Here is a 22,987-nt window from a genome sequence, read left to right as displayed (position 1 = left end):
TGACAAGGCCGCGCGCGACGGCCCCGCGTGTCCCCTCGGCCCCACATCCCGCGGCCCGGGGCTACGGCGTGATCGCGCCGAGCAGCGCCCGCGCGCACAGGTCCCGCACCTGCTCCCTGCTCAGCTTGGAATCGGGCTCGTCCAGCCACTCCAGGCAGACGGAGACGAGGAAGGCGAGCCACCCGCGTACGGCCAGCCGGAGCGTGGGCAGGTCGGGGGCGCCGCGGGCGGTCTCCGGGTCGGCGGCCAGCGCGTCCAGGATCTGCCGCTCCTGCGCGGCCAGCCCTTGCCGGTAGACCTCGCGCACGACGGGGTCGCCCGCCGCCTCCGCGCGGTGGAAGGCGCGGAAGCCCTCCGCGTGCGCCTCCACGTAGCCGAGGAAGGCGTCCAGGCCGAGGCCGAGCTGCTCGCGCACCGGCACCCCGGGCACCGCGGCGGTCAGCCGCAGCATGCGTGCGCTCTCGCGCCGTACGACGGCGGCGAAGAAGTCCCGCTTCGTGGGGAAGTAGTGGTAGAGCAGCCCCCGCGAGACACCCGCGATCTCGGCGACCCGTTCGATCCACACGTCGTCGTACGGGCTCTGCGCGAAGAGCCGGGCCCCCACCGAGAGCAACTGCTCCCTGCGCTCCTCCGTGCTCAGCCGACGGCGCGTGCGCTGTCCCTCCCTGGCGGCCATGCGCCACACCGTACTTGACGTGAGTTCAACAGCCGACCCACACTGAGGAGCGCTATTGAATCGATGTCCAATAACTTCACGTGGCACGTAGCGCGTGGCGCACAGCGCGCGGCTTCACGGCAGCTTCAACGATCGGGCGGGGCGGGCGAGATGGCGGAGACGGGGCAGAGCCAGAGCACGGAACCGGGTGGCGAGGCGATACCCAAGGGCTTCCGCAGCGCGGAAGCGGGCTGGCCCGAGCTGCACCGCATCCCGCACCCGCCGTACCGGGTGCCGCTGCTCGGCGATGTGCTCGGGGCCGGGCTGCGCACCCCCGTCCAGGACTCGATGCGGGTGGCGCGCCGCCTGGGCCCGGTCTTCCGGCGCAAGGGCTTCGGCAAGGAGATCGTCTTCGTCTGGGGAGCCGAGCAGGTCGCCGAGCTGTCCGACGAGTCACGGTTCGCCAAGCACGTCGGCCTCGGCGTGGCCAACCTGCGCCCGGTGGCCAGGGACGGCCTGTTCACCGCGTACAACCACGAGCCCAACTGGCAGCTCGCGCACGACGTCCTGGCCCCCGGCTTCAGCCGCTCCGCCATGCAGGGCTACCACCCGCTGATGCTCGACGTGGCCAGTCGGCTCATGGAGCGGTGGGACGCGGGCGGGGCGGCGGGCGATCCCGTCGACGTGCCGGGGGACATGACCAAGCTGACCCTGGAGACCATCGCGCGCACCGGCTTCGGCTACGACTTCGGCTCCTTCGAGAGGTCGCAGCCGCACCCCTTCGTCACCGCCATGGTCGGCACCCTCTCCTTCGCGCAGCGCCGCAACGTCGTGCCGCCGCCGCTGACACCGCTCCTGCTGCGCGGCGCGACGAAGCGGAACGCCGCCGATACCGCGTACCTCAACCGCACCGTGGACGAGGTCATCGCGCGCCGCCGCGAGGGCGGGGGCGGGGGAGCGGGCGGCATGGGAGACCTGCTGGACCGGATGCTGGAGACGGCGCATCCCGAGACCGGCGAGCGTCTGACCAGCGACAACATCCGCCGCCAGATCATCACCTTCCTCATCGCCGGGCACGAGACCACCTCGGGCGCGCTCTCGTTCGCGCTGTACTACCTCGCCCGCGACCCCCAGATCCTCGCCCGTGCGCGCGAAGAGGTGGACCGGGTGTGGGGCGCCGCGCCCGAGCCCGCCTACGAGCAGGTGGCCAAGCTGCGGTACGTGCGGCGCGTGCTCGACGAGTCGCTGCGCCTGTGGCCCACAGCGCCCGCCTTCGCGCGCGAGGCCGTCCGGGACACCACACTCGGCGGCGAGCACCCCATGCGCCGGGGCGCCTGGGCCCTCGTGCTGGGCCTGATGCTGCACCGCGACCCGTCGGCCTGGGGGCAGGAAGCGGAGGAGTTCGACCCGGACCGCTTCGAGCCCGCCGCCGTACGGGCCCGGCCCGCGCACGTCTACAAGCCCTTCGGCACGGGCGCCCGCGCCTGCATCGGGCGCCAGTTCGCGCTGCACGAGGCCACACTCGTGCTGGGCCTGCTGCTGCGCCGCTACAACCTGCACGCAGACCCCGGCTACCGGCTGCGCGTCGCCGAACGCCTCACCCTGATGCCCGAGGGGTTCACGCTGCGGCTGACCCGCCGGAGCGGCCCGGACCCGGCGGCGTCGGCTCCGACTTCGGCGTCGGCTCCGACTTCGGCATCGGAACCGGCATCAGCACCGGCACCGGCCTCGGACGACGCCGAGTCACCGGGTCAAGGGCAGTGCCCGCACAGCGCGGTGCTCACGACGCCGCGCCGTGCCACACCGTCGTGACGTTGCAGAACTCGCGGATGCCGTGTCCGCCCAGCTCCCGCCCGTACCCGGAGCGCTTCTCGCCGCCGAAGGGCATCCCGGGGTGCGAGGCGGTCATGCCGTTGAAGAAGACACCGCCCGCCTGGAGATCGGCGACACAGCGCTCCTGTTCGGCGGGGTCCTCGGTCCACACGTTGGAACTCAGCCCGAACGGCGTGTCGTTGGCCAGCTCGACGGCCGCGTCCAGGTCCGGGACGCGGTAGAGGGAGGCCACGGGGCCGAAGGTCTCCTCCTGGTGGATGCGCATCCGGGGGGTGATGCCGGCGAGGATCGTCGGCTCGTAGAACCAGCCCGCCGTGCGGTCGGCGGGCCTGTGGCCCCCGCACAGCACGGTGGCGCCCAGCTTCTTCGCGTCCTCGACGAGTTCCTCCAGATCGGACCTGCCCTGCTCGGAGGAGAGCGGCCCGACGTCCGTCGCCTCCTCCAGCGGGTCGCCGACCGTCAGCGCCTCCATGCCCTCCTGGAAGCGGCGCGCGAACTCCTCGTAGACGTCCGTGTGCACGATGAAGCGCTTGGCCGCGATGCACGACTGCCCGTTGTTCTGCACGCGCGCCGTCACCGCGGTCTTCGCGGCGCGGGCGATGTCGGCGGAGGGCAGCACGAGGTACGGGTCGCTGCCGCCCAGTTCCAGCACCGTCTTCTTGATCTCGTCGCCCGCCGTGGCGGCCACCGCGCGCCCCGCCGGCTCGCTGCCGGTGAGGGTGGCGGCGGCGACACGGCGGTCGCGCAGGATCTTCTCGACGGCGCCCGAGCCGATCAGCAGCGTCTGGAAGCACCCCTCGGGAAACCCCGCCCTGCGGAACAGCTCCTCCAGATAGAGCGCCGTACGCGGCACGTTCGAGGCGTGCTTGAGCAGCCCGGTGTTGCCCGCCATCAGCGCGGGTGCCGCGAAGCGGACGACCTGCCAGAGCGGGAAGTTCCACGGCATGACGGCCAGGACGACGCCGAGCGGACGGTAGCGCACATAGGCCGAGGAGCCGCCGCTGTCCTCCACGTCGGAGGCGGCCGGGTGCTCGTCCGCCAGCAGCTCCGCCGCGTGCCGCGCGTACCAGCGCATCGTCTTCGCGCACTTGGCGGCCTCGGCGCGCGCCGCGGCGACGGGCTTGCCCATCTCGGTGGTCATGGTGCGGGCGATCTCGGACCGGTCCTCGTCCAGCAGGTCAGCGGCCCGGCGCAGCAGTTCGGCGCGCTGCTCGAAGGTGGTGGCGCGGTGCTGTGCGAAGGCCGCGTGGGCGCGGGCGATCCGCTCCTCGACCTCCGCCTCGCCCAGGGCGTCGAAGGTCTGGAGCGTCTCTCCCGTCGTGGGGTTGACGGTGGCGATGGCCATCGGATTCCTCCTCGGAGCGGTGGTGCGGTTCCTGCTGTGGGTGTGGCTACTCGGCAGGGGCAGGGGCGGGGGCCCGTGCGGCCAGGGCAGGGATGATGCCGCCCGCGAGCACGTCCTCGCGCTGCCGGGGCGAGAGGCTGTGCCGCACGGGGTACTCCTCGTCCCTGGTGACGTTCCGTACGCACAGCGCGGAACCGTCGGCGCTTCCGCCCTCCGCGCCGAGTGCCTCGCGCAGCCCTTCCAGCCGGAGGATGTCGCCGCTCCCGACGCGCTCGTAGTCCTCGCCGTTCTCGAACTCCAGCGGCAGTACGCCGAAGTTGGCGAGGTTCTGCCAGTGGATACGCGCGAAGGACTTCGCGATCACGGCGCGCAGGCCGAGGTGGCGCGGGGTGATCGCCGCGTGCTCGCGGGAGGAGCCCTGCCCGTAGTTGTCCCCGCCGACGACGAAGTGCGGGCCCTCGGTCTCCCGCGCCCTGCCCGGGTACGAGGGATCGATACGGGTGAAGGTGAACTCCGCCAGCTTCGGGATGTTCGAGCGGTACGGCAGCGCCCGCGCCCCCGCAGGGGAGATGTCGTCCGTGGACACATTGTCCCCAGCCTTGAGCAGTACGGGCCCCTCCAGCGTGCCGGGGAGCGCGTCCAGCTCGGGCAGCGCGGAGACGTTCGGGCCGCGCTCCAGCTCCACGGCGGCTGCCTCGTCCGGGTGCGGCGGCGCCTCCAGCATGGCCGTGTTGACGCTGGCCCGCTCGGGCAGCTCCAGCCGTGGCGGCGCGCAGCCGGTGTCGGCGGCCCAGTCGCGGGGGTCGGTGATGACGCCGGTCAGCGCCGAGGCAGCGGCCGTCTCGGGCGAGCAGAGCCATACGGCGTCGTCCTCGGTACCGGAGCGGCCCCGGAAGTTGCGCGGGAACGTACGCAGCGAGTTGCGCCCGGCGGCAGGGGCCTGGCCCATGCCGATGCAGCCCAGGCAGCCGCTCTGGTGCAGCCGGGCACCGGCGCCGATGAGGTCGAAGGTGCCGCCCGAACGGGTGAGGTCCTGGAGGATCTCCCGCGAGGTCGGGTTGACGTCGAAGCTGACGCCGTGCGCCGTGCTCCGCCCCCGCACCATGGCGGCGGCGACGGCGAAGTCCCGCAGCCCCGGATTGGCAGAGGAACCGATCACGGCCTGCCCGACGGGCTCGCCCGCCACCTCCCGTACCGGGACCACGTCACCGGGCGAGGAGGGCCGGGCGATGAGGGGCTGGAGGGTGGAGAGGTCGATCTCCTCGTCGAGGTCGTACACCGCGCCGTCCTCGGCAGCGAGCGGTGTGTAGTCCTCCTCGCGGCCCTCGGTACGCAGGAAGGCGCGCACTGCCTCGTCGGAGGGGAAGACGCTGGCCGTGGCGCCCAGCTCGGCGCCCATGTTGGCGATGACGTGCCGGTCCATCGCCGTCAGCGAGGCCAGCCCCGGGCCGTGGTACTCCAGGATCCGGTTGACGCCGCCCTTCACCCCGTGGCGGTGCAGCAGCTCCAGGATCACGTCCTTCGCGCTCACCCAGGGCGGCAGCTCCCCGGTCAGCCGTACGCCCCAGACGCGCGGCATCCGCACGTACAGCGGGCGGCCCGCCATGGCGAGCGCCACCTCCAGGCCGCCCACGCCGATGGCGAGCATGCCGAGCGAGCCCGCTGCGCAGGTGTGCGAGTCGGATCCGGCGAGGGTCTTGCCCGGGACGCCGAAGCGCTGCATGTGCGTGGGGTGCGAGACGCCGTTGCCCGGCTGCGAGTACCAGACGCCGAAGCGGCGCGCGGCGGAGCGCAGGAAGGCGTGGTCCTCGGCGTTGCGCTCGTCGGTCTGGAGGATGTTGTGGTCCACGTACTGCACGCTGACCTCGGTACGCACCCGGTCCAGGCCCAGCGCCTCCAGCTCTTGCATGACGAGGGTGCCGGTGGCGTCCTGTGTGAGGGTCTGGTCGACGCGCAGGCCGATCTCCTCACCGGGCTCGGCCCTCCCCTCGACGAGGTGGTCGGCGATGAGCCGCTGCGCGAGTGTGCCGTGTGCGGGTGTTTCCCGGGCTTCTGTTTCCCGGGTGCGCCCGGTCTCGCCGTCCCGCCTGTCCGGGCCCGCAGCGTTCATGGGAGGTCTCCCTTCGCGGTCCGCGTCCACGTCCGTGTGCACGTCTCCGGCCGACTGGCCCCGTCGGCCGTGCGTCGTCTTCGGCGGGCCACGACGCCTCACGCCCCGCGGCTCCGCGCGCTCGCGCTGTCCCCCATCTTCGGCCCGTTTCCGCGGGCCCGCGCGTTCGCGGCGGGTACCCAGGGGCGCGCCGTGAATGCGTGGCTCTTCGCACACGGGGACGTGCGGGGAGTGCGAGGGCGCACGGGGTGCCTGGGCCGTACGGGACGGACGCGCACGGGCCCGTACGCGCCCGGACGGGTCCGCACGGGCGCACGCGAAAGCCCCCGCCGCGCGCCACGGGGGTGGCGGGCGGCGGGGGCTCGGCCCGGAGCGGCGGCCCCTGCTGGGACCCGTGCGCTACGAGCGGTGGTACTGGACCGGCGTGGCGACCTCGCCGCCCAGCTCCTTCGCGGCCCGGCGCGCCCAGTACGGGTCACGCAGCAGCTCGCGCCCGATCAGCACCGCGTCCGCCTTGCCCGAGGTGAGGACCTCCTCGGCCTGCCGGGGCTCGGTGATGAGTCCGACGGCCGCCACGGGCAGGCCCGTCTCGTTCCTGACGCGCTCGGCGAAGGGGACCTGGAAGCCGGGGGCCGCCGGGATCTTCGCGTCCGGCGCGTTGCCGCCGGTGGAGACGTCCAGCAGGTCGACGCCGCGGGCGAGCAGTTCCTTGGCGAACCGCACGGTCTCGTCCGCCGTCCAGCCCTCGCGGGGGTCCTCGTCGTTCTCGCTGAGCCAGTCCGTGGCCGAGATGCGGAAGAGGAGCGGCAGCTCCTCGGGCCACGCGGCGCGCACCGCGTCGACGACCTCCAGCGCGAAACGCGTACGTCCCTCGAAGGAGCCGCCGTACTCGTCGGTGCGGCGGTTGGTGTGCGGGGAGAGGAACTCGCCGATCAGGTAGCCGTGGGCGCCGTGCAGCTCGACGACCTCGAAGCCCGCCTCCAGCGACCGGCGCGCGGCGTCGGCGAACTGTCCGACGATCTCGGCTATCGCCTCGGTGCTCAGCTCGTCCGGCGTGGTGGACGCTCCGTCGAACGGGAGGGGGCTCGGGCCCACCGGGGTCCAGCCGTGCTCCTCGCCGGGGGCGATGGGGGCGCCGCGGTCGACCCAGGTGCGCTCGGTCGACGCCTTGCGCCCGGCGTGGGCGATCTGGATGCCGGGGGTGCTTCCCTGCGCCTTCAGGAAGGCGGTGATCCGCTTGTATCCCTCGGTCTGCGCGTCGTTCCAGATGCCCAGGTCGTAGGGGCTGATGCGGCCCTCGGGGCTGACCGCCGCCGCCTCGGTGAGGATGAGCCCCGTCCCGCCGGTGGCGCGGGCGGCGAGGTGGGTGAAGTGCCAGTCGTTGGGGACTCCCGCCTCCGGGCCGTCCGGGGCGGCGGAGTACTGGCACATCGGCGCCATCCACACGCGGTTCGGCACGGTCAGCGACCGAAGTGTGAGGGGCTCGAACAGTGCGCTCACGGCGCTCTCCAATCCAGGGTCCTGGGCTGCGGAACTGGAAGTACGATAACGCTCGTAGTACGGCGGATGTCAAACTACGATGGTTCTCGTAAGATGGAGGCCGGTGAGAGGTTCGGTGAGCGCCCGGAGAAGCGGGTGACGAGCCGCCCAGGACAGTCAGGGAGAGTGGGCCGCAGCCATGCCGACGACGACATCCGCTGTACGTGAACTCCCGCACCCCGCACGGGAGGAGATCCGCCTGGAGGCGGTGCTGCACGCGCTGGCCGATCCGATGCGGCTGTGGGCCGTGCGGAATCTCTCCGCGTTCGGCGAGGGGGAGGGGCAGGGGGCCACCTGCTCCCAGGTGGACATGCCCGTATCGCCCTCCACCAGCACCCACCACTTCCGCGTGCTGCGCGAGGCGGGCGTCATCAACCAGTGCTACCGGGGCACCGCCAAGATCAACTGCCTCCGCCGCGCCGACCTCGACGCGCTCTTCCCCGGCCTGCTGGACGCGGTCCTGGCAGGCTCGGCCCGCGAGGAGGGGGAGCGGTCCGCGTAGCGCTGCGCTTTGCGGTCCGGCGTTTTTCGGGTGCGCCGGTTTTCGGGTGCGGCTGCGTGGGTGGGCGCGGCGTGTGGGGGTCGTTAGGCTGCGGCGATGGAACGGGTGAATGACTACGACAGCTTCGCCGAGGCGTACTCGGCGGAGAACGAGAACAGCCTCGTCAACGCGTACTACGCGCGGCCCGCGATGCTGGCCCTCGCCGGAGACGTGACCGGGCGTCGGATCCTGGACGCGGGCTGCGGCTCGGGCCCCCTGTCCGAGGCGCTGCGCGATCGCGGCGCCGCCGTCACCGGCATCGACTCCAGCGCCAACATGCTGGCGCTGGCCGAGCGGCGGTTAGGTGCCGACGCGGACCTGCACCTGGCAGACCTTCGCGACAGCCTGCCGTTCGACGACGGCGCCTTCGACGACGTGGTCTCGTCGCTCGTCCTGCACTACCTGGAGGACTGGGGGCCGACGCTGGCCGAGTTGCGGCGCGTGCTCAGGCCAGGCGGCAGGCTGATCGCGTCCGTCGACCACCCTTTCGTGGCCTACACGATCCAGGACCCCCGGCCCGACTACTTCTCGACCACCAGCTATACCTTCGACTGGACGTTCGGCGGGCGGACCGTCCCGATGAGGTTCTGGCGCAAGCCGTTGCACGCGATGACCGATGCCTTCATCGCCGCCGGCTTCCGCCTGTGCACCATCAGCGAGCCACAGCCCGACCCGGCCGCGCGTGAACTCTTCCCCGACGGCTTCCGTGACCTCTCGACCAAGACGTGTTTCCTGTTCTTCGTCGTCGAGGTACCGCCTTCGGCCACCGGTTCCGACGGCTAGCTCTGCTGCTGGGCCGCGTCCATGTCCATGTGCACGACCTCCCACAGGTGGCCGTCGGGGTCCTGGAAGCTGCGGCCGTACATGAAGCCGTGGTCCTGGGTCTCGTTGGAGGCGCTGCCGCCGGAGGCGAGGGCCTTGTCGACCAGGTCGTCGACGCGCTCCCTGCTCTCGACGCCCAGACACAGGATGGCCTCGGTGCTCTTGGTGGCGTCGGCCACCTCCTTCTGGGTGAAGCTCTGGAAGAAGGGCTCCACCAGCAGCATGGCGTAGATGTCCTCGCTGATGACCAGGCAGCCCGCGTTGTCGTCGGAGAACTGCGGGTCGAAGGAGAAGCCCAGTGCGGTGAAGAAGTCCTTCGACTTCGGAAGGTCCTTCACCGGCAGGTTGACGAAGATCTTCGTGGACATGGGCGGTGGCCTCTTCTCTCAGCAGGTGTGTTGTCGCTGTTGAAGGAGTAGACCGGGGGCCGTCGCGAAAGTCATCGGCGTCTCGACGGGAAATCCAGAAACTTCACCGGGCCTCCCCGTAGGGCGTCGTGCTTCCCCGCAGGGCGCCGTCGAACCTGAAGTCGGCCTGTTGTTTCCGGCGTCAACTGCAAGCCGTATGCCGGTAGTTCACCGAAACGGGTGGCTTGTCGGGCAGCCGAAACGTTTTCCCGGCCTGCGTCCCGTGCCCTCGGCTTAGCGTGTTGCGGGCGTCGCCCCGGACCCCGGTGACCCGAACCGCTGTCACGAGGGAATGGGTCGCCCGTGAATCCGGGCGCCGAGGGAGGGTTGTGGCCATGCGTCCGGAACACCGTCGCACTGGGGGCCTGTCGCGAGCCGGGAGCGAGAGGATCGCGTCGGGCATCCACTTCTCCGCACGTGTCGTCCAAGCGGGCCGCGTCACCACGATGCGTCTCCAGGGGGAGATCGACATCGTCGCGGTCCTCGAACTCCACTCCGTACTGAGAGAGTTCACGGCGCGCCCCGCGCCCGCGCTGGCCATCGACCTGCGCCCCGTCACCTTCATCGACTGCACCGGCCTCACGATGCTGGTGGAGATCCGCCGGTACGCCGCCGTGCGCGGGGCCCGGGTGGGGGTCGTCTGCGACGACCCGCGTGCTCTGCGGACCATGGCGGTGGTCGGCCTGAGCACCGTCCTGTGCCCCGGGCCCACCCCGGAGGCGGCCCTGGCGGCAGAGCGCGTCGGCACCCCGCTCCCGGCCGGGACCGGTGCCCTCCGTGACACCGCTCGCGACGCGGGCCCCGCCGGCAAGCAGCCCGGTACGACGTCGTCCACCGACAAGAAGTCCACCGCGAGGCGCGTCACGGAGTGACGCGGAAGGGGGGCGGTGCCCCGGCCGCGCCCCCGCACCTGGGGCCGGGCGCGACCGGGGCACCGGACTGTGGGGCGGGTGGCCCAACCGCGTAGCCCGGGCAGGGGGCCTGCCCGCGTGGGCCGACGGTTTCGGCCGGTGCGTGGGGGTACTCCGGGGGACTGTGTCCACTCCCCTTGGAGGTCGCCCCAGATGAAGGCCGTCGCCGTCCGGTTCCCCCGCGAGGAGAGCGCCGGGGAGGACTCCGGGACCCTCGCCGCGACCGCCGAAGCCTCCGCGCGCTGAGGGCCGCCGTGGACCGGAACCGGGACCGGAAGGGGCTCAGGCGGCGGCGGACGGCGGGTGCCGTGTCCGAGGTGCTGCTGTGGTGGCTGGCGCTGACCGGGCTGTGGCTGGTGCTGATCACCACCGTCGACGCGCTGGAGACGGCCGTGGGCGCGGCCTGCGCCCTGCTCGCCGCTGTGGCGGCGCGCGCCGCGCGCAGGGCGGCGCGCGGGTGAGCGCGGCCCAGGCCGCGACGGCCGCCTCGGACGGCTGGCTCGTCGCCGCGCTGGTGCCGCTCGTCGGCATGGCGCCCGTGCTGTGGCGGGTCGCGACGGGCGGGCCGCGGGAACGGCTCGTCGCGCAGAACCTGGCGGCGCTGGCCGCGGCCCTCACCCTGCTGCTGGCGGCCCAGGGCTTCGGGCGCCCCGCCTATGTGGACCTGGCGCTGGTGCTGTCCCTGCTCGGGCCTGCCGGGACCCTGGTGTACGCGCGTTTCCTCGGCGGCGTGCCGCCCGCGCGGCCGGTGTACTGGGCCGCGGTCGTCGCGGTGCCGCTGACCGTGGTGCCGTTGTGCGTGGCCACGGGGCCCGGCAGGCAGCTGGTGAAGCTGCTGGTCGTCGGCGCGCTGCTGGTGGCGGGCGGCGTGGTGACGAGCGCGGGCTCGCGCACCCCCGCCGACGGGACGGGCGACGGGGCACCCGATGCGACGGCCAATGGACGGACGGCCGACGGGCGGGGGAGCGCGGGATGACCGATGTACTGATCGCCGTCGCCCTCCTCCTCGTCGCCGCCGCGGCAACCGCCGCCGTCCTCAACCGCGACCCCGTGCGCCAGGCGCTGGTGCTCTCCTTCCTCGGCATGGCCCTCGCCCTGCTGTTCACCTTCGTGCAGGCGCCCGATGTGGCCCTCTCCCAGCTCGCCGTGGGCTCCGCCGTGACCCCGCTGATGATCCTGCTGACGGTGCGCAAGGTGAAGCGCGGCGCCGGAGAGCCCCTGGAGAAGGCCGACGGAGAAGAGGAAGGAGGCGAGCAGCGGTGAGCAGGAAGGGGCGGCTGTGGCTGTTCCTCGCCGGTGCCGCCGTCGTGGCGGTGCTGCTGGGCGCCGCCGCGTTCGCGCTGCCGCCCTTCGGCGGGGACCACCACCCGTACGGCGACCGCGCCGTACGTGCCGCGCTGGCCCACCGCACCGCCAACGCCGTCGCGGCCGTGAACTTCGACCAGCGCGCGTTCGACACCCTCGGTGAGGAGAGCATCCTCTTCTCCGCCGTCCTCGGCACCGTCGTCCTGCTGCGGCAGACCACGGGTGAGCGCCGTCGGCGTCCGCGCCCCGCACGGGTGCCCGGCACCGTGCGACGGTTCGGCCTCGCGCTGCTCCCGGTGACGCTGCTGACCGGCCTGTACGTGGTGGCACACGGGCAGCTCAGCCCCGGCGGCGGCTTCCAGGGAGGCGTCGTCGTCGCGACCGCGCTGCACCTGCTCTACATCGCCGTCGACTACCGGGCCCTGGAGCGCATCCGTCCCATCGGCCTGTACGCGGTGGGGGACGCCGTCGGCGAGGCGGCCTACGTGCTCACCGGGCTGGCGGCCGTCCTGGCGGGGTCGGCGTTCCTCGCGAACGTGCTGCCGCTGGGCACGTTCAACACTCTCTCCTCCGGCGGGACGGTGCCGGTGCTCAACGCCGCCGTCGGCATGGAGGTGACCTGCGGGATCGTCGTGCTGCTCGCCCGCTTCCTGGACCAGGCGGTCGAGATCGAGGGTGCCGACGGAACCGCCGCAGGCCCAGCAGGCCCTGCCGACAGGGCCGATCCAGCCGCGACGGAGTGGAAAGGAGACCCCGCGTGACCGTGCTGCCGTACCTCGTCGCCGGATGGATCTTCCTCGTGGGCGTGTACGGGCTGGTGACCAGCCGCGACCTCATCCACGCGGTCGGCTGTCTGGCCGTGACCCAGTCCTCCACGTACGTCCTGCTGCTCGCCGTCGGCTACCGCGACGGCGGCACCGCGCCCGTCTACTCCGACGCGCCCACCGGGGCACGCGTCGTCGATCCCGTCGTGCAGGCGCTCACGCTCACCGACGTCGTCGTCGGCGCGACCGTGACCGCGCTGCTCCTCTCCCTCGTCATCCAGTTGCGCAAGCGCCACGGAACCGTCGACCCCGACGGCCTCTCGGCGCTGAAGGGATGACGGACCGCACGTGACCCCGCCCCTGCCCGCCGTGGCCTCCTCCGCGGCCCTGCCCCCGGTCTCCGCCGTGCCGTCGCCGACCGGCGACGCCGCGGGGCTGCTGCCGCTCGTCGTCGCGCTGCCGCTGCTCGGCGCGGCGCTGCTCGTCGCGGTCGGCAGACGGCTGCCGCGGATCGCGACGGACGCGCTCGGCAGCGTCTTCGCCGTCGCCACGGCCCTCGTCGCCGTCCGCGCGCTCGCGGGGGTGGCGCACACCTCGCCGTACGCCGTCGAGTGGCTCGGCGGCTGGCACCCTACGGACCCTGAGAGCCCTACGGGCCGGAGCGGCGGAGGGGTCGGCATCGCGCTCGTCGGCGACCCCGTCTCGCTGGGGCTCGCCGCGCTCACCTCGCTGCTCGTCGTCGCCGTACTCGTCTACTCCTGGCGGTACTTCGAGGAGCCGCCCCGCCGCCAGTCCGGCTCCTTCCCCGCGCTGATCCTGCTCTTCCAGGCCGGGATGTGCGGCTTCTGCCTCACCGGCGACCTGTTCAACGCCTTCGTCTTCTTCGAGCTGATGGGCGTCGTCGCCTACGCGCTCACCGGGTTCCGCGTCGAGGAACGACGGCCCCTTCAGGGCGCACTGGCCTTCGGCGTCGTCGGCTCCCTCGGCGGCTACGCCATGCTGCTCGGCATCGGCCTGCTGTACGCGCGCACGGGCGAGCTGGGGCTCGCGCGGATCGGGCGGCAGCTCGACGAGGGGCAGCCCGACGCGCTCGTACTGGCCGCGTTCGTGCTGGTCACGACCGGGATGCTGGTCAAGGCGGCGGCCGTGCCCTTCCACTTCTGGCTCCCCGACGCGCACGCCGTGGCGCCCACCCCCGTCTGCCTGCTGCTCTCCGGCGTCATGGTGGAACTCGGCGTCTACGGCGCGGCGCGCGTCTACTGGACCGTGTTCGCGGGGCCAGGGGGCGTACCGCGCGAGACCCTCACCCGTACGTTCCTGGCCGTCGGCGTCATGACGGCGCTGCTCGGCGCGGTCATGTGCTGGCAGCAGCGGCATCTGAAACGGCTGCTGGCCTTCTCCACCGTCGCGCACACCGGGCTGTTCCTCGTCGGACTCGGCGTGCTGACACCCGAGGGCACCTCGGGCACCGTCCTCTACGCGCTCGCCCACGCGGGCGTGAAGGCGGCCCTGTTCGCGTGTGCGGGCATCCTCCTCGACCGCTACGCCTCCGTCGACGAGCACCAGCTCTACGGGCGCGCCCGCGAACTGCGCCTCACCGGCGGCCTGTTCCTGCTCGGCGGGCTCGCGCTGTGCGGGCTGCCGCCGTTCGGCACCTCGCTGGGCAAGGCCGTCGCGGAGGAGGCCGCGGGACACACGGCGCACTGGCTCGTCGCCCTGTTCGTCCTGGTCTCCGCGGTCACGGGCGGCGCGGTGCTCAGGGCAGGGCTGCGGATCTTCGCCGGGGCGGGGGCACGCGCCCGCGGCGAGGAACCGGCGGGCAGCGCGCGCACGCAGGGCGACGAGGACCCGGAGACCCGTACGAGGCTGCGCCGGATCCCCGCGACGATGCTCGCCGTCCCTGCCGTCCTGCTGGCCGCGTCCCTCGCGATCGGGCTGGTCCCGGAACTGGCCGCGTTCGCGGGACGCGCCGGGCACCTGTTCGCCTCGCACGAGATCTACGCGGCGGCGGTGCTGGACGGGCGCCCCGCACCCGAGCACGCCGTCTCCCCGGCGTCCCCGCCCCACTGGAACCTGTCCGGCGTGCTGCTCGGGCTGCTCTCGGCGGGGCTCGCCGTCGCGGGCGCGCTCATCGGCCTCCGGCGCGGCGCGCCGGGCGGGCACCAGGACGAGGGCGGCCCGCTGCCGTGGCTGCGGCGCCTCCAGTCGGGGCACATCGGCGACTACGTGGCCTGGACGGTGGCGGGCATGGCACTGCTCACGGTCCTGGCGGCGTGGTGACGGGCGCTGCGCTGGGCTGGGCCGGGCTTTGCGGGTTCGGGTGCGGGTTCGGGTGCGGTGACGGGCGCTGCGCTGGGCTTGGCTGGGCCGGGCTTTGCGGGCGCGGGTCCGGGTGTGCTGCGGGTCGGTGGGTGCCCGACGTTCGGTTGGCCGCCTCGGCTTGCCGGTGGGGGCCGGGTGCCGGGCCCGGGGCTCGCCGTGAGGCTCCGGTGCCGGGTTCCGGCTCGCCCATGAGCGCTCGGCGCGTGGCGGCACGGGATCACGCCCGGCCTTGGGCGGGCGGCGTGCGGCACCCCTGCCGCCCGGCTCGCCCGGTGCGCCCGTCAGCGCCGGGTGCCGGGGCCCGGCTCCGGGCCTTCCGCGTCGGCGGTCCGTGCGTCGAGCGCGCCGGGGGTGCCAGGGGCGCCGGACGCGCCCAGTGCCCGGAGGCGTTCCAGCTCGCGCCGGTCGCGCTTGGTGGGGCGGCCAGCACCGCGTTCACGCTGGGGGACCGCCAGCACCTCCTCGCGCGGGGGCGGCGGCGGGCTGTTGTCGACGAAGCACTCGGCCGCCACGGGCGCGCCGACCCGCTTGCGCACGAGCCGCGACACGACCACGACCCGCTCCCGCCCCGCGTGCCGCAGCCGCACCTCGTCCCCGGGCCGCACGGGGTGCGCGGCCTTGACCCGCTCGCCGTTGACGCGCACGTGCCCCGCGCGGCACGCCGAGGCGGCCAGCGAACGGGTCTTCGTGAGCCGTACGGACCAGATCCAACTGTCGACCCGGACCGTCCCGGTCCCCTCGTCTGAAGCCATGCCCCGACTCTAGAACGGTTGCCCGCGAAACGGTGCCGACGGTGCTGACGGAGCCGCCGCCGGAGCCGACGGGACCGCGAACTCCGTCGTGCCGGGGTTCGGGACCGCGTCGTCCGCACCGGCCCGTCGAGCTGCCGCCGACCTCGACGCCGACACCCCGCACCTCCCCTCCCGTAGGCACCGCCATGGAAACCGCGGGGCCGGACCGGAACCGGGACCGGAGTCAGCTCAAGCTGTGGCGGGCGACGGCGAGGAACTCCGCCTTGAACGGCTCCAGGCGCTCGGCAAGGTTCGTCCCGTCGCCCTCCTGCCAGACCGCCTGGTTCAGGGCCCGGGCGTAGGCGACCGCCGGTGCCTGTAGACCGGGAGCGCACAGCAACCGCACTCCGTTCTCGGCTATGCGCAGGCCGTCCATCGCCGGTCTGGCCGTCCGGTACCACTCATCACCGACCTCCCATTGAGGCGGCCGTGCGTGAGCGACGCCCTCGGCCTCCAGGGCGAACCGGATGAACTCCAGCACGGTCCTGATGTGCTCGGCACGTCGCTCCTCCGCCAACGCCGCAGCCCGTCTCCGTTCCTCAGCACGGTCGGCGGCCCGCTGCGTGGTGCGCTGCGTCAGATACGTCAGCGCACCTCCCACAGCCACACCGGCCATCGAAACCACGGGCGTCCACAGATCTCCTGTCATGGCCGACTACTACCAGCACCTGCCCGCCAACCGCCGCCGGTCTTGTGGAGCGGACACGCTCGCCCCGCAGCAGGAACACACGGTTGCCCGCGCCCGTCAAGATTCGCCGGGATGCCTGGCACTCCCCTGGAATTCTCGATTCCTGTGATGCGGGGGCCGGAATCACAGGAAAGTACGGGAAAACACAGGTGTCGCACAGTGAATTCTTATACGCTTCCTGTTTACGGGGGTCGCGATGTGCGCTACGTGACGGTTAAAGGTGCTGTGACCAGGGGTTTTAGGGTTGCCAACCGGTTCCCCGTAGCGCATGAGAAAAGGCTCAGCGCCAATTCATCGGAAGCTCATCGGAATCGGCGTGACGGTGTCGAATGGTGCGGTAGCGTTTTTCTCGCCGCAGCCGGAAGGCGCGGCAGGAAAACACTCTTCCGAGAAAAGGAGAAATCCATGAGCTTCCGTAAGATCACCCCCGCCAAGCCCGCCCACAAGCGTCCGGCCCACCGTGACGAGAAGCCCGGCAAGAAGCAGCAGCAGAAGAAGCAGCCGCGTCGCCGTCCGGTCGGCCGTCGCTGACGTCACCGCACGAGGCGGGCCCGCGCACGGCGCGGGCCCCCCACGGCCCCGTCCCGCCCCAGAGCCGGTGCCACCAGGGACCGCCGCGCGGGGGGGGGCGTCCGTGCCCCACCCCCCCGGGGCGGCCCCCCCCCCGGGGGGGCCCCCGCCTCGGCCGCGTCCGGCCCCTGAGCCGGTGCCACCAGGGACGACCACACGAAGAGGAGGCAGAGCAGTGACGGTGTACGAGACGGACATCGGCGCCCCGCGCCCGCGCCCGCACCCGCACCGCGAGGACGCCCCGGCGGACAAGCCACACCCCTCCGCGCCGGGCCCCTCCGCACCGCGGGTGTCCGTGCGGGCCGCCTTCCGCCGCTTCTGGCCCCTCACCCGTGGTGACCGCGGCTGGCTGCTGGTGATCTGTGCCTGCGTCATCCTCGCGGCGCTCGCCGAGACCGCCTCGATCCTCCTCTTCAGCAGCCTCACCGACGACGCACTCCAGCAGGGCTCCCTCAGCGCCTTCTGGGGCCCGGCCGCGAAGTGGCTCGCCCTCGCGGTGGCCGGCGCCGTCGTCGGCTACCTCGGCAACTCACTGGCCGCGTGGACGGCGGAGCGCTTCGTCATGCGTCTGCGCGCCCGCGTCTTCGCGCACGTACAGACGCTGCCGCCGCACTTCTTCCAGCGGCACCGGCAGGGCGACCTGGTGGAGCGGCTGACCGGAGACGTGGAGGCGATCGAGCGGATGGCCGTCTCCGGTGTCGTGGAGACCGTCGCCGCGCTCTTCAGCGCCCTCTTCTACGCGGCGGCCGCGCTCTGGCTCCGCTGGGACCTGGCCCTGGTCACCTTCGCGCTGGCGCCCCTGTTCTGGCTGGCGGCCAAGCGGTTCTCCGGGCGGCTCAAGGCTGTCTCGCGCAGCGAGCGGGAGGCGGACGGCGCGATCACCTCCGTCGTCGAGGAGTCGCTGGGCAACGTGCTGCTCACGCAGGCGTACAACCGGCAGGCGTCAGAGGAGAAGCGGCTGCGGCGCGAGGCACGCCGCTGGATGCGCGCCACCGTCTCCAGCGCGCGGATGAACGAGCTGTACGAGCAGCTCGTCGAGGTCATCGAGACCGTGTGCGTGCTCGCCGTCATCGGCCTCGGCGCGTGGGAGATCTCCGAGGACAGGATGACGCTCGGTCAGCTCCTCGCCTTCGCCGCCTTCATCGGCTACCTCTACCCGCCGATCCGCTCGCTCGGCCAGCTCGGCCTGACCGTCACGGCGGCGACGGCGGGCGCCGAACGCCTGCTGGAGATCCTCGACTCGTCCCCTTCGGTCACCGACCCGGCCACGCGCCACCCGTCGGCCGCCACCACCCCGTACCGCCGCGCCCACGGCGTCGTGGAGCTGCGCGACGTCGGCTTCCGCTACCCGGACGCCGACCGGGACGCGCTCACCGGCGTCTCCCTCACCGCCGCGCCCGGCGAACTCCTCGTCATCACGGGGCCCAGCGGCGCGGGCAAGTCCACGGTGTCGCAACTGCTGCCGCGGCTCTACGACCCCCACTCGGGCTCCGTACGGCTCGACGGCGCGCCCCTGGACACCCTGCCGCTGGCCCGGGTGCGCGAGAACATCACCCTGCTGCCGCAGCGCACCCTCGTCCTGCACGACACCATCGCGGGGAACATCGCGTGCGGCCGTCCCGGCGCCACCGAGGAGGAGGTGGTGCGTGCCGCGCGGGCCGCCGACGCGCACGACTTCGTCATGGCGCTCCCCGACGGCTACGGCACCCGGATCGACCCGCACACCGCGCGGCTCTCCGGCGGCCAGTTGCAACGTGTCGCCATCGCCCGGGCCATGCTGCGCGACGCGCCCGTCCTCGTCCTGGACGAGCCCACCACCGGGCTCGACGCGCTCGCGGCGCGGCGCGTCATCAAGCCGCTGCGGCGCCTCATGGAGGGGCGGACCACCATCGTCATCACCCATGACCTGGGCCTGGCGCCCGACGCCGACCGCATCCTCGTCCTCGACCACGGCCGGGTCACCGAGAGCGGCACCCACGCCCAGCTCCTGGCACGCGACGGCACCTACGCGCGCCTGCTCGACTCGCAGCCCGCACCCGCACCCGCACCCGCACCCGCACACGCACCCGCCCCCGCACCCGCCGCGCCCGCCCCCGCACTCGCGGCACCCGTGTGCCCCCTCCCACCGGACGGCGGGGGAGGGGGCACACGGGGTACGGGGTGAACGTCAGCGGTTGACGCAGGTGTTGCCCGCGGACGGGTTGAGAAGCCCGATCACGTTGATGCTGTTACCGCAGACGTTGGCCCCGATGTGGACCGGCACCTGCACGGCGTTGCCGGACAGGACACCCGGCGAGTGCTTCACGCGCGCCCAGGCGTCCGAGTCGGCGGAGGCGGCACCGGCACCGCCCAGAATCCCGGCGGCAGCGAGGACGCTGGCCGCGATCACGGTACGGATCCGCATGTTCTCTCCCATCGTGGGGTTGGGCTGACGTCCTGCATCAGAACCCGGCGGCGGAGTCCCGACGGGGCATTGGTCCGGCCGTGGGCGTGGCCGCCCCCTGACGCCCCCCGCCCCGATGGAGCAACGGTGTTTAGGGGAGGGGGACGCGGTGGTACTGGGGGCGGGTGATAGCTCACATCAGTTTGCGGGTGGACGGTGCGGACCGGTCGCTGACCGTCGACACACGTACCACGCTGCTCGACGCGCTCAGGGAACGGCTCGCGGTCACCTCACCGAAGAAGGGGTGCGACCACGGCCAGTGCGGCTCGTGCACCGTCCTGCTGGACGGCAGGCGGGTGGTCAGTTGTCTGGCACTGGCCGTCGCGCACGACGGCGCGGAGGTGACCACGGCCGCCGGACTCGTCGACGGGGACGGCGAGCCGCACCCCGTGCAGCGTGCCTTCCTCGACCACGACGGCTACCAGTGCGGTTACTGCACCCCGGGCCAGATCTGCTCCGCCGTCGGCGCGCTGGAGGAGGCCGCCGCCGGACACCCCAGCCATGCGACACCCGCCGGAGACCTGGCAGCGGAAGGCGCCCGCGCCCTGGACGACGAGGAGATCCGCGAGCGCATGAGCGGCAACCTGTGCCGCTGCGGCGCCTACGTCAACATCGTCGCGGCTGTCAGGGAGGTGGCGGACCGGTGATCCCCTTCGAGTACAGCAGGGCGACGGACCCCCACGCCGCCGTCGCCGCCGTCAGGGATCGCCCCGACGCCGTCTTCCTCGCGGGCGGCACCAACCTCGTCGACCACATGAAGCTGGGTGTGGCCGGTCCTGGCATGCTCGTCGACGTGTCACGGCTGCCGCTGGACCGCGTCGAGGAACTGCCCGACGGCGGGCTGCGCGTCGGCGCGACCGTACGCAACAGCGACCTGGCGGCGCACCCGCTCGTGCGGCGGCGCTACCCCGTCCTCTCGCAGGCGCTGCTCGCGGGCGCCTCCGGGCAGCTGCGCAACGCGGCGACCACGGCGGGCAACCTGTTGCAGCGCACCCGGTGCGACTACTTCCAGGACGTCACCACACCCTGCAACAAGCGCGAGCCCGGCTCCGGCTGCTCCGCGCTCACCGGGCACAGCCGCAACCACGCCATCCTCGGCGCCTCGGAGCTGTGCGTGGCGGTTCACCCCTCCGACATGGCGGTGGCCATGGCCGCGCTCGACGCCACCGTCGTCGTCCTCGGCGCGGACGGCGAGCGACGCATCCCGCTGGCGGACTTCCACCGGCTGCCCGGCGACGCGCCGGAGCGCGACACGGTGCTCGGGCACGGCGAACTGATCACGGCGGTGGAACTGCCGCCGCTGCCCTACGCGGCCGCGCACTCCGCCTACCGGAAGGTGCGCGAGCGGGCCTCGTTCGCCTTCGCGCTGGTCTCCGTGGCCGCCGCGCTCGACATCGACCGCGAGGTCGCGGGCGCGGACGGGATCGGGACGGTACGGGACGTGCGGATCGCGCTGGGCGGCGTCGCGCACAAGCCGTGGCGCGCCACCCGCGCCGAGGAGGCGCTGCGCGGGGCACGGCCCACCGAGGAGAGCTTCCGGCGTGCGGCCGACGCCGAACTGGCGGCGGCGCGCCCGCTGGCGGACAACGGGTTCAAGGACCCGATGGCACGCAACACGATGGTGTCCGTGCTGCGCGGACTGGCCATGGAAGGCGGCTCTGGCATGGAGGAACGGGCATGACCAGCACCGGCATCAGCGTCGGTACCGGCACCGGCGTCAGCACCGGCGCCGCGAGCCCCGAGGCCGGGACCGCCGTCGGCGCGCCGCTGAGGCGGCGAGAGGGCCGCGCGAAGGTGACGGGCACGGCTCCGTACGCCTTCGAGCACCCCGTCGAAGGACCGGCCTACGCGCACGCGCTCCAGTCCACCGTCGCACGCGGGCGGGTGACGTCGGTGGACAGCGCGGCGGCCGAGGCACTCGACGGCGTGCTCGCCGTGCTCACCCACCTCAACGCGGCCAGGCTCGCCGACACCCAGGACCGGGAGCTGGCCATCCTCCAGTCGGACGAGGTCCACTTCCGCGGCCAGCTCATCGGCGCCGTGGTCGCCGACACCCCCGAGACCGCCAGGCACGCCGCCTCCCTCGTACGGGTCGGCTACGAACAGTGGCCCCACGCGACGGAGATGCGCGCCGACGACCCCGACCTCTACACACCCGACCAGGTCAACCCCGCCTTCGACACGGAGAGCGACGCGGGCGACCTGGCGGCGGCCCTGGCCACGGCTGCGGTCACCGTCGACGCGACCTACTCCACGCCCATGGAGCACAACAACCCGATGGAGCCGCACGCCAGCATCGCCGTGTGGGACGCGGGCGAGGGGGAGGGGGACGGGGAAGGGGCCGGGGCCGGAGACGGGGCGCGGCTGACGCTCTACGACTCCACCCAGGCGGCGCACGGCGTCCGTCAGACCCTCGCCCCCGTCCTCGGCCTCCCCGCGGAGCGGGTGCGGGTCATCTCCCCGCACGTGGGCGGCGGCTTCGGCTCCAAGGGCATGCCGCACGCGCACAACGTGCTGGCAGCGCTGGCGGCCCGGTGCGTGCCCGGCAGGCCCGTCAAGCTCGCGCTCACCCGCCAGCAGATGTTCTCCCTCGTCGGATACCGCACCCCCACCCTCCAGCGGCTCCGGCTCGGCGCCGACCGGGACGGGCGGCTGACGGCGCTGTGCCACGAGGTGGTCGAACAGACCTCGCGCATCAAGGAGTTCGCCGAGCAGACGGCGGTGGCCTCGCGGCTGATGTACGCGACGGACAACCGCCGCACCAGCCACCGCCTCGCGGCACTCGACGTCCCCGTCCCCTCGTGGATGCGGGCGCCGGGCGAGGCGCCCGGCATGTTCGCGGCTGAGGTCGCCATGGACGAACTCGCCCACGCCTGCGGACTCGACCCGGTCGAGCTGCGCGTGCTCAACGAACCGGAGACCGAGCCGGGTTCGGGCAAGCCCTTCTCGTCCCGGCACCTCGTCGAGTGCCTGCGCACGGGTGCCGAGCGCTTCGGCTGGGGCGACCGGCGCGCCGAGGCGGGGACGCGGTGGGAGGGCGACTGGCTCGTGGGCCTCGGCGTCGCCAGCGCCACCTACCCCGGCTACGCGAACGCGGGCTCCGAGGCCGAGATCGAGCACACGGGCGGCGGCCGGTACGTGGTGCGCATCGGCGCCGCCGACATCGGCACCGGCGCCTGGACCGTGCTCGCACAGATCGCCGCCGACGCGCTCGGTGTCGCTGTGGACGACGTGCGCACCGAACTGGGCGACACCTCACTGCCCACCGCGACCGTCGCGGGCGGCTCCTCGGGCACCACGTCCTGGGGCTCGACGATCGTCGGCGCGGCGAAGGCGTTCCGCGAACAGCACGGCACGGAACCGGCCGAGGGCGCCCGTGCCCGCGCCGGGATGCCCGAGAACCCGGAGCGTGAGGGCTACGCCGTGCACTCCTTCGGCGCGCACTTCGCGGAGGTGCGGGTGCACGCGGACACGGGAGAGGTGCGGGTCCCGCGCATGCTCGGCGTCTTCTCGGCCGGGCGGATCGTCAACCCCGTGCTGGCACGCTCCCAGTTCCTCGGCGGCATGGTGATGGGGCTGTCGATGGCGCTGCACGAGGCGAGCCTGGTGGACCACGCCTTCGGACACGTCGTCAACCACGACTTCGCGGGCTACCACATCGCCAGCAACGCCGACGTCGGCGATCTCGACGCGATCTGGCTCGACGAGGAGGACCCCCGCTCCAACCCCATGGGCTCACGTGGCATCGGCGAGATCGGCATCGTCGGCTCGCCCGCCGCCATCGCCAACGCGGTCCACAACGCGACGGCGATCCGCGTTCGCGACCTCCCCATCACCCCGGACAAGCTGCTGCGCTGAACACCCGCTCCTCGCGCGCCAGGACGGGCGCGCCACAACGCACCGCGCGGATATCGCGTTGCGCGAGCCGGGGACGCGTGCGA

The 22,987-nt window shown here is 73.1% G+C and carries 22 protein-coding genes and 1 pseudogene; 15 read left to right on the top strand and 8 right to left on the bottom strand.

Annotated elements, in window-relative coordinates; all coding sequences use genetic code 11:
- Positions 1 to 61: 61 nt before the first annotated feature.
- Entirely contained in the window at positions 62 to 676 is a 615-nt protein-coding gene (locus tag ACWGJ2_RS17420) for a TetR/AcrR family transcriptional regulator (RefSeq protein WP_453346963.1), read from the bottom strand.
- 150 nt (positions 677 to 826) lie between these two features.
- On the opposite strand from ACWGJ2_RS17420, the gene ACWGJ2_RS17415 reads away from it, so the two are divergent.
- The gene (locus ACWGJ2_RS17415; protein ID WP_453346962.1) at positions 827 to 2,467 is read left to right on the top strand and encodes a cytochrome P450; all 1,641 of its coding nucleotides are present in this window, start codon (positions 827 to 829) and stop codon (positions 2,465 to 2,467) included.
- On the opposite strand, the gene ACWGJ2_RS17410 is transcribed toward ACWGJ2_RS17415, so the two are convergent.
- The 3 genes from ACWGJ2_RS17410 to ACWGJ2_RS17400 form a co-directional block, all read right to left on the bottom strand.
- The gene (locus ACWGJ2_RS17410; protein WP_453346961.1) at positions 2,436 to 3,833 is read right to left on the bottom strand and encodes an NADP-dependent succinic semialdehyde dehydrogenase; all 1,398 of its coding nucleotides are present in this window, start codon (positions 3,831 to 3,833) and stop codon (positions 2,436 to 2,438) included. The two genes, ACWGJ2_RS17415 and ACWGJ2_RS17410, sit on opposite strands and share 32 nt — an antisense overlap.
- A gap of 46 nt (positions 3,834 to 3,879) precedes the next feature.
- Complete coding sequence (locus ACWGJ2_RS17405; RefSeq protein WP_453346960.1) at positions 3,880 to 5,943, bottom strand: aconitate hydratase; 2,064 nt, start codon at positions 5,941 to 5,943, stop codon at positions 3,880 to 3,882.
- A gap of 399 nt (positions 5,944 to 6,342) precedes the next feature.
- Complete coding sequence (locus ACWGJ2_RS17400) at positions 6,343 to 7,443, bottom strand: NADH:flavin oxidoreductase/NADH oxidase (RefSeq protein ID WP_453346959.1); 1,101 nt, start codon at positions 7,441 to 7,443, stop codon at positions 6,343 to 6,345.
- Between the two features lie 178 nt (positions 7,444 to 7,621).
- Here ACWGJ2_RS17400 and ACWGJ2_RS17395 point away from each other — a divergent pair, with 178 nt between their 5' ends.
- Both ACWGJ2_RS17395 and ACWGJ2_RS17390 read left to right on the top strand, forming a co-directional pair.
- Entirely contained in the window at positions 7,622 to 7,984 is a 363-nt protein-coding gene (locus ACWGJ2_RS17395; RefSeq protein ID WP_453346958.1) for an ArsR/SmtB family transcription factor, read from the top strand.
- A 96-nt stretch (positions 7,985 to 8,080) separates the two neighbouring features.
- The gene (locus tag ACWGJ2_RS17390) at positions 8,081 to 8,806 is read left to right on the top strand and encodes a class I SAM-dependent methyltransferase (RefSeq protein ID WP_453346957.1); all 726 of its coding nucleotides are present in this window, start codon (positions 8,081 to 8,083) and stop codon (positions 8,804 to 8,806) included.
- On the opposite strand, the gene ACWGJ2_RS17385 is transcribed toward ACWGJ2_RS17390, so the two are convergent.
- A complete protein-coding gene (locus ACWGJ2_RS17385; protein WP_453346956.1) occupies positions 8,803 to 9,213 on the bottom strand; it encodes a VOC family protein in 411 nt (136 codons plus the stop codon). The genes ACWGJ2_RS17390 and ACWGJ2_RS17385 overlap by 4 nt on opposite strands.
- 374 nt (positions 9,214 to 9,587) lie before the next feature.
- On the opposite strand from ACWGJ2_RS17385, the gene ACWGJ2_RS17380 reads away from it, so the two are divergent.
- The 7 genes from ACWGJ2_RS17380 (at position 9,588) to ACWGJ2_RS17350 (ending at position 14,512) form a co-directional block, all read left to right on the top strand.
- On the top strand, positions 9,588 to 10,124 hold the full coding sequence (locus tag ACWGJ2_RS17380; protein ID WP_453346955.1) for an STAS domain-containing protein: 537 nt from the start codon (positions 9,588 to 9,590) through the stop codon (positions 10,122 to 10,124).
- Positions 10,125 to 10,471: 347 nt separating this feature from the next.
- Positions 10,472 to 10,624: a hypothetical protein gene (locus tag ACWGJ2_RS17375; protein ID WP_453346954.1), complete on the top strand. Its 153-nt coding sequence runs from the start codon at positions 10,472 to 10,474 to the stop codon at positions 10,622 to 10,624.
- A complete protein-coding gene (locus ACWGJ2_RS17370) occupies positions 10,621 to 11,139 on the top strand; it encodes a monovalent cation/H+ antiporter complex subunit F (RefSeq protein WP_453346953.1) in 519 nt (172 codons plus the stop codon). The genes ACWGJ2_RS17375 and ACWGJ2_RS17370 overlap by 4 nt, the downstream gene beginning before the upstream one ends.
- Positions 11,136 to 11,426 carry a Na(+)/H(+) antiporter subunit B gene (locus ACWGJ2_RS17365; protein ID WP_453346952.1) on the top strand — a complete coding sequence of 97 codons (291 nt, stop codon included), beginning with the start codon at positions 11,136 to 11,138 and terminating at the stop codon, positions 11,424 to 11,426. Before ACWGJ2_RS17370 ends, ACWGJ2_RS17365 begins: the two co-directional genes overlap by 4 nt.
- The gene (locus ACWGJ2_RS17360; protein ID WP_453346951.1) at positions 11,423 to 12,229 is read left to right on the top strand and encodes an MnhB domain-containing protein; all 807 of its coding nucleotides are present in this window, start codon (positions 11,423 to 11,425) and stop codon (positions 12,227 to 12,229) included. Before ACWGJ2_RS17365 ends, ACWGJ2_RS17360 begins: the two co-directional genes overlap by 4 nt.
- Positions 12,226 to 12,570, top strand: coding sequence for a sodium:proton antiporter (locus ACWGJ2_RS17355; RefSeq protein WP_453346950.1), 345 nt, complete (start codon positions 12,226 to 12,228; stop codon positions 12,568 to 12,570). Before ACWGJ2_RS17360 ends, ACWGJ2_RS17355 begins: the two co-directional genes overlap by 4 nt.
- Before the next feature lie 97 nt (positions 12,571 to 12,667).
- Entirely contained in the window at positions 12,668 to 14,512 is a 1,845-nt protein-coding gene (locus tag ACWGJ2_RS17350; RefSeq protein WP_453347021.1) for a complex I subunit 5 family protein, read from the top strand.
- Between the two features lie 416 nt (positions 14,513 to 14,928).
- On the opposite strand, the pseudogene ACWGJ2_RS17345 reads toward ACWGJ2_RS17350, so the two are convergent.
- Both ACWGJ2_RS17345 and ACWGJ2_RS17340 read right to left on the bottom strand, forming a co-directional pair.
- A pseudogene (locus ACWGJ2_RS17345) lies at positions 14,929 to 15,306 on the bottom strand (RNA-binding S4 domain-containing protein); the annotation flags it as partial.
- Between the two features lie 223 nt (positions 15,307 to 15,529).
- Positions 15,530 to 15,994: a hypothetical protein gene (locus ACWGJ2_RS17340; protein ID WP_453346949.1), complete on the bottom strand. Its 465-nt coding sequence runs from the start codon at positions 15,992 to 15,994 to the stop codon at positions 15,530 to 15,532.
- 444 nt (positions 15,995 to 16,438) lie between these two features.
- Here ACWGJ2_RS17340 and ACWGJ2_RS17335 point away from each other — a divergent pair, with 444 nt between their 5' ends.
- Both ACWGJ2_RS17335 and ACWGJ2_RS17330 read left to right on the top strand, forming a co-directional pair.
- Positions 16,439 to 16,564 carry a hypothetical protein gene (locus tag ACWGJ2_RS17335; protein ID WP_453346948.1) on the top strand — a complete coding sequence of 42 codons (126 nt, stop codon included), beginning with the start codon at positions 16,439 to 16,441 and terminating at the stop codon, positions 16,562 to 16,564.
- Positions 16,565 to 16,892: 328 nt separating this feature from the next.
- Positions 16,893 to 18,767, top strand: coding sequence for an ABC transporter ATP-binding protein (locus tag ACWGJ2_RS17330; protein ID WP_453347020.1), 1,875 nt, complete (start codon positions 16,893 to 16,895; stop codon positions 18,765 to 18,767).
- Positions 18,768 to 18,770: 3 nt separating this feature from the next.
- Here the strand turns inward: ACWGJ2_RS17330 and ACWGJ2_RS17325 are convergent, their stop codons facing one another.
- A complete protein-coding gene (locus tag ACWGJ2_RS17325) occupies positions 18,771 to 19,007 on the bottom strand; it encodes a chaplin (protein ID WP_453346947.1) in 237 nt (78 codons plus the stop codon).
- A 164-nt stretch (positions 19,008 to 19,171) separates the two neighbouring features.
- On the opposite strand from ACWGJ2_RS17325, the gene ACWGJ2_RS17320 reads away from it, so the two are divergent.
- The 3 genes from ACWGJ2_RS17320 to ACWGJ2_RS17310 are packed head-to-tail and all read left to right on the top strand — an operon-like array spanning position 19,172 to position 22,904.
- A complete protein-coding gene (locus ACWGJ2_RS17320) occupies positions 19,172 to 19,693 on the top strand; it encodes a 2Fe-2S iron-sulfur cluster-binding protein (protein ID WP_453346946.1) in 522 nt (173 codons plus the stop codon).
- Positions 19,690 to 20,727 (top strand): FAD binding domain-containing protein, encoded by a 1,038-nt coding sequence (locus ACWGJ2_RS17315; RefSeq protein WP_453346945.1) that lies wholly within the window; start codon positions 19,690 to 19,692, stop codon positions 20,725 to 20,727. The genes ACWGJ2_RS17320 and ACWGJ2_RS17315 overlap by 4 nt, the downstream gene beginning before the upstream one ends.
- Positions 20,724 to 22,904: a xanthine dehydrogenase family protein molybdopterin-binding subunit gene (locus ACWGJ2_RS17310; protein ID WP_453346944.1), complete on the top strand. Its 2,181-nt coding sequence runs from the start codon at positions 20,724 to 20,726 to the stop codon at positions 22,902 to 22,904. Before ACWGJ2_RS17315 ends, ACWGJ2_RS17310 begins: the two co-directional genes overlap by 4 nt.
- Positions 22,905 to 22,987: the final 83 nt, after the last annotated feature.

The organism is Streptomyces sp. NPDC054796 (genome assembly GCF_053611545.1).
This window is presented reverse-complemented; position numbering and strand designations above follow the sequence as displayed.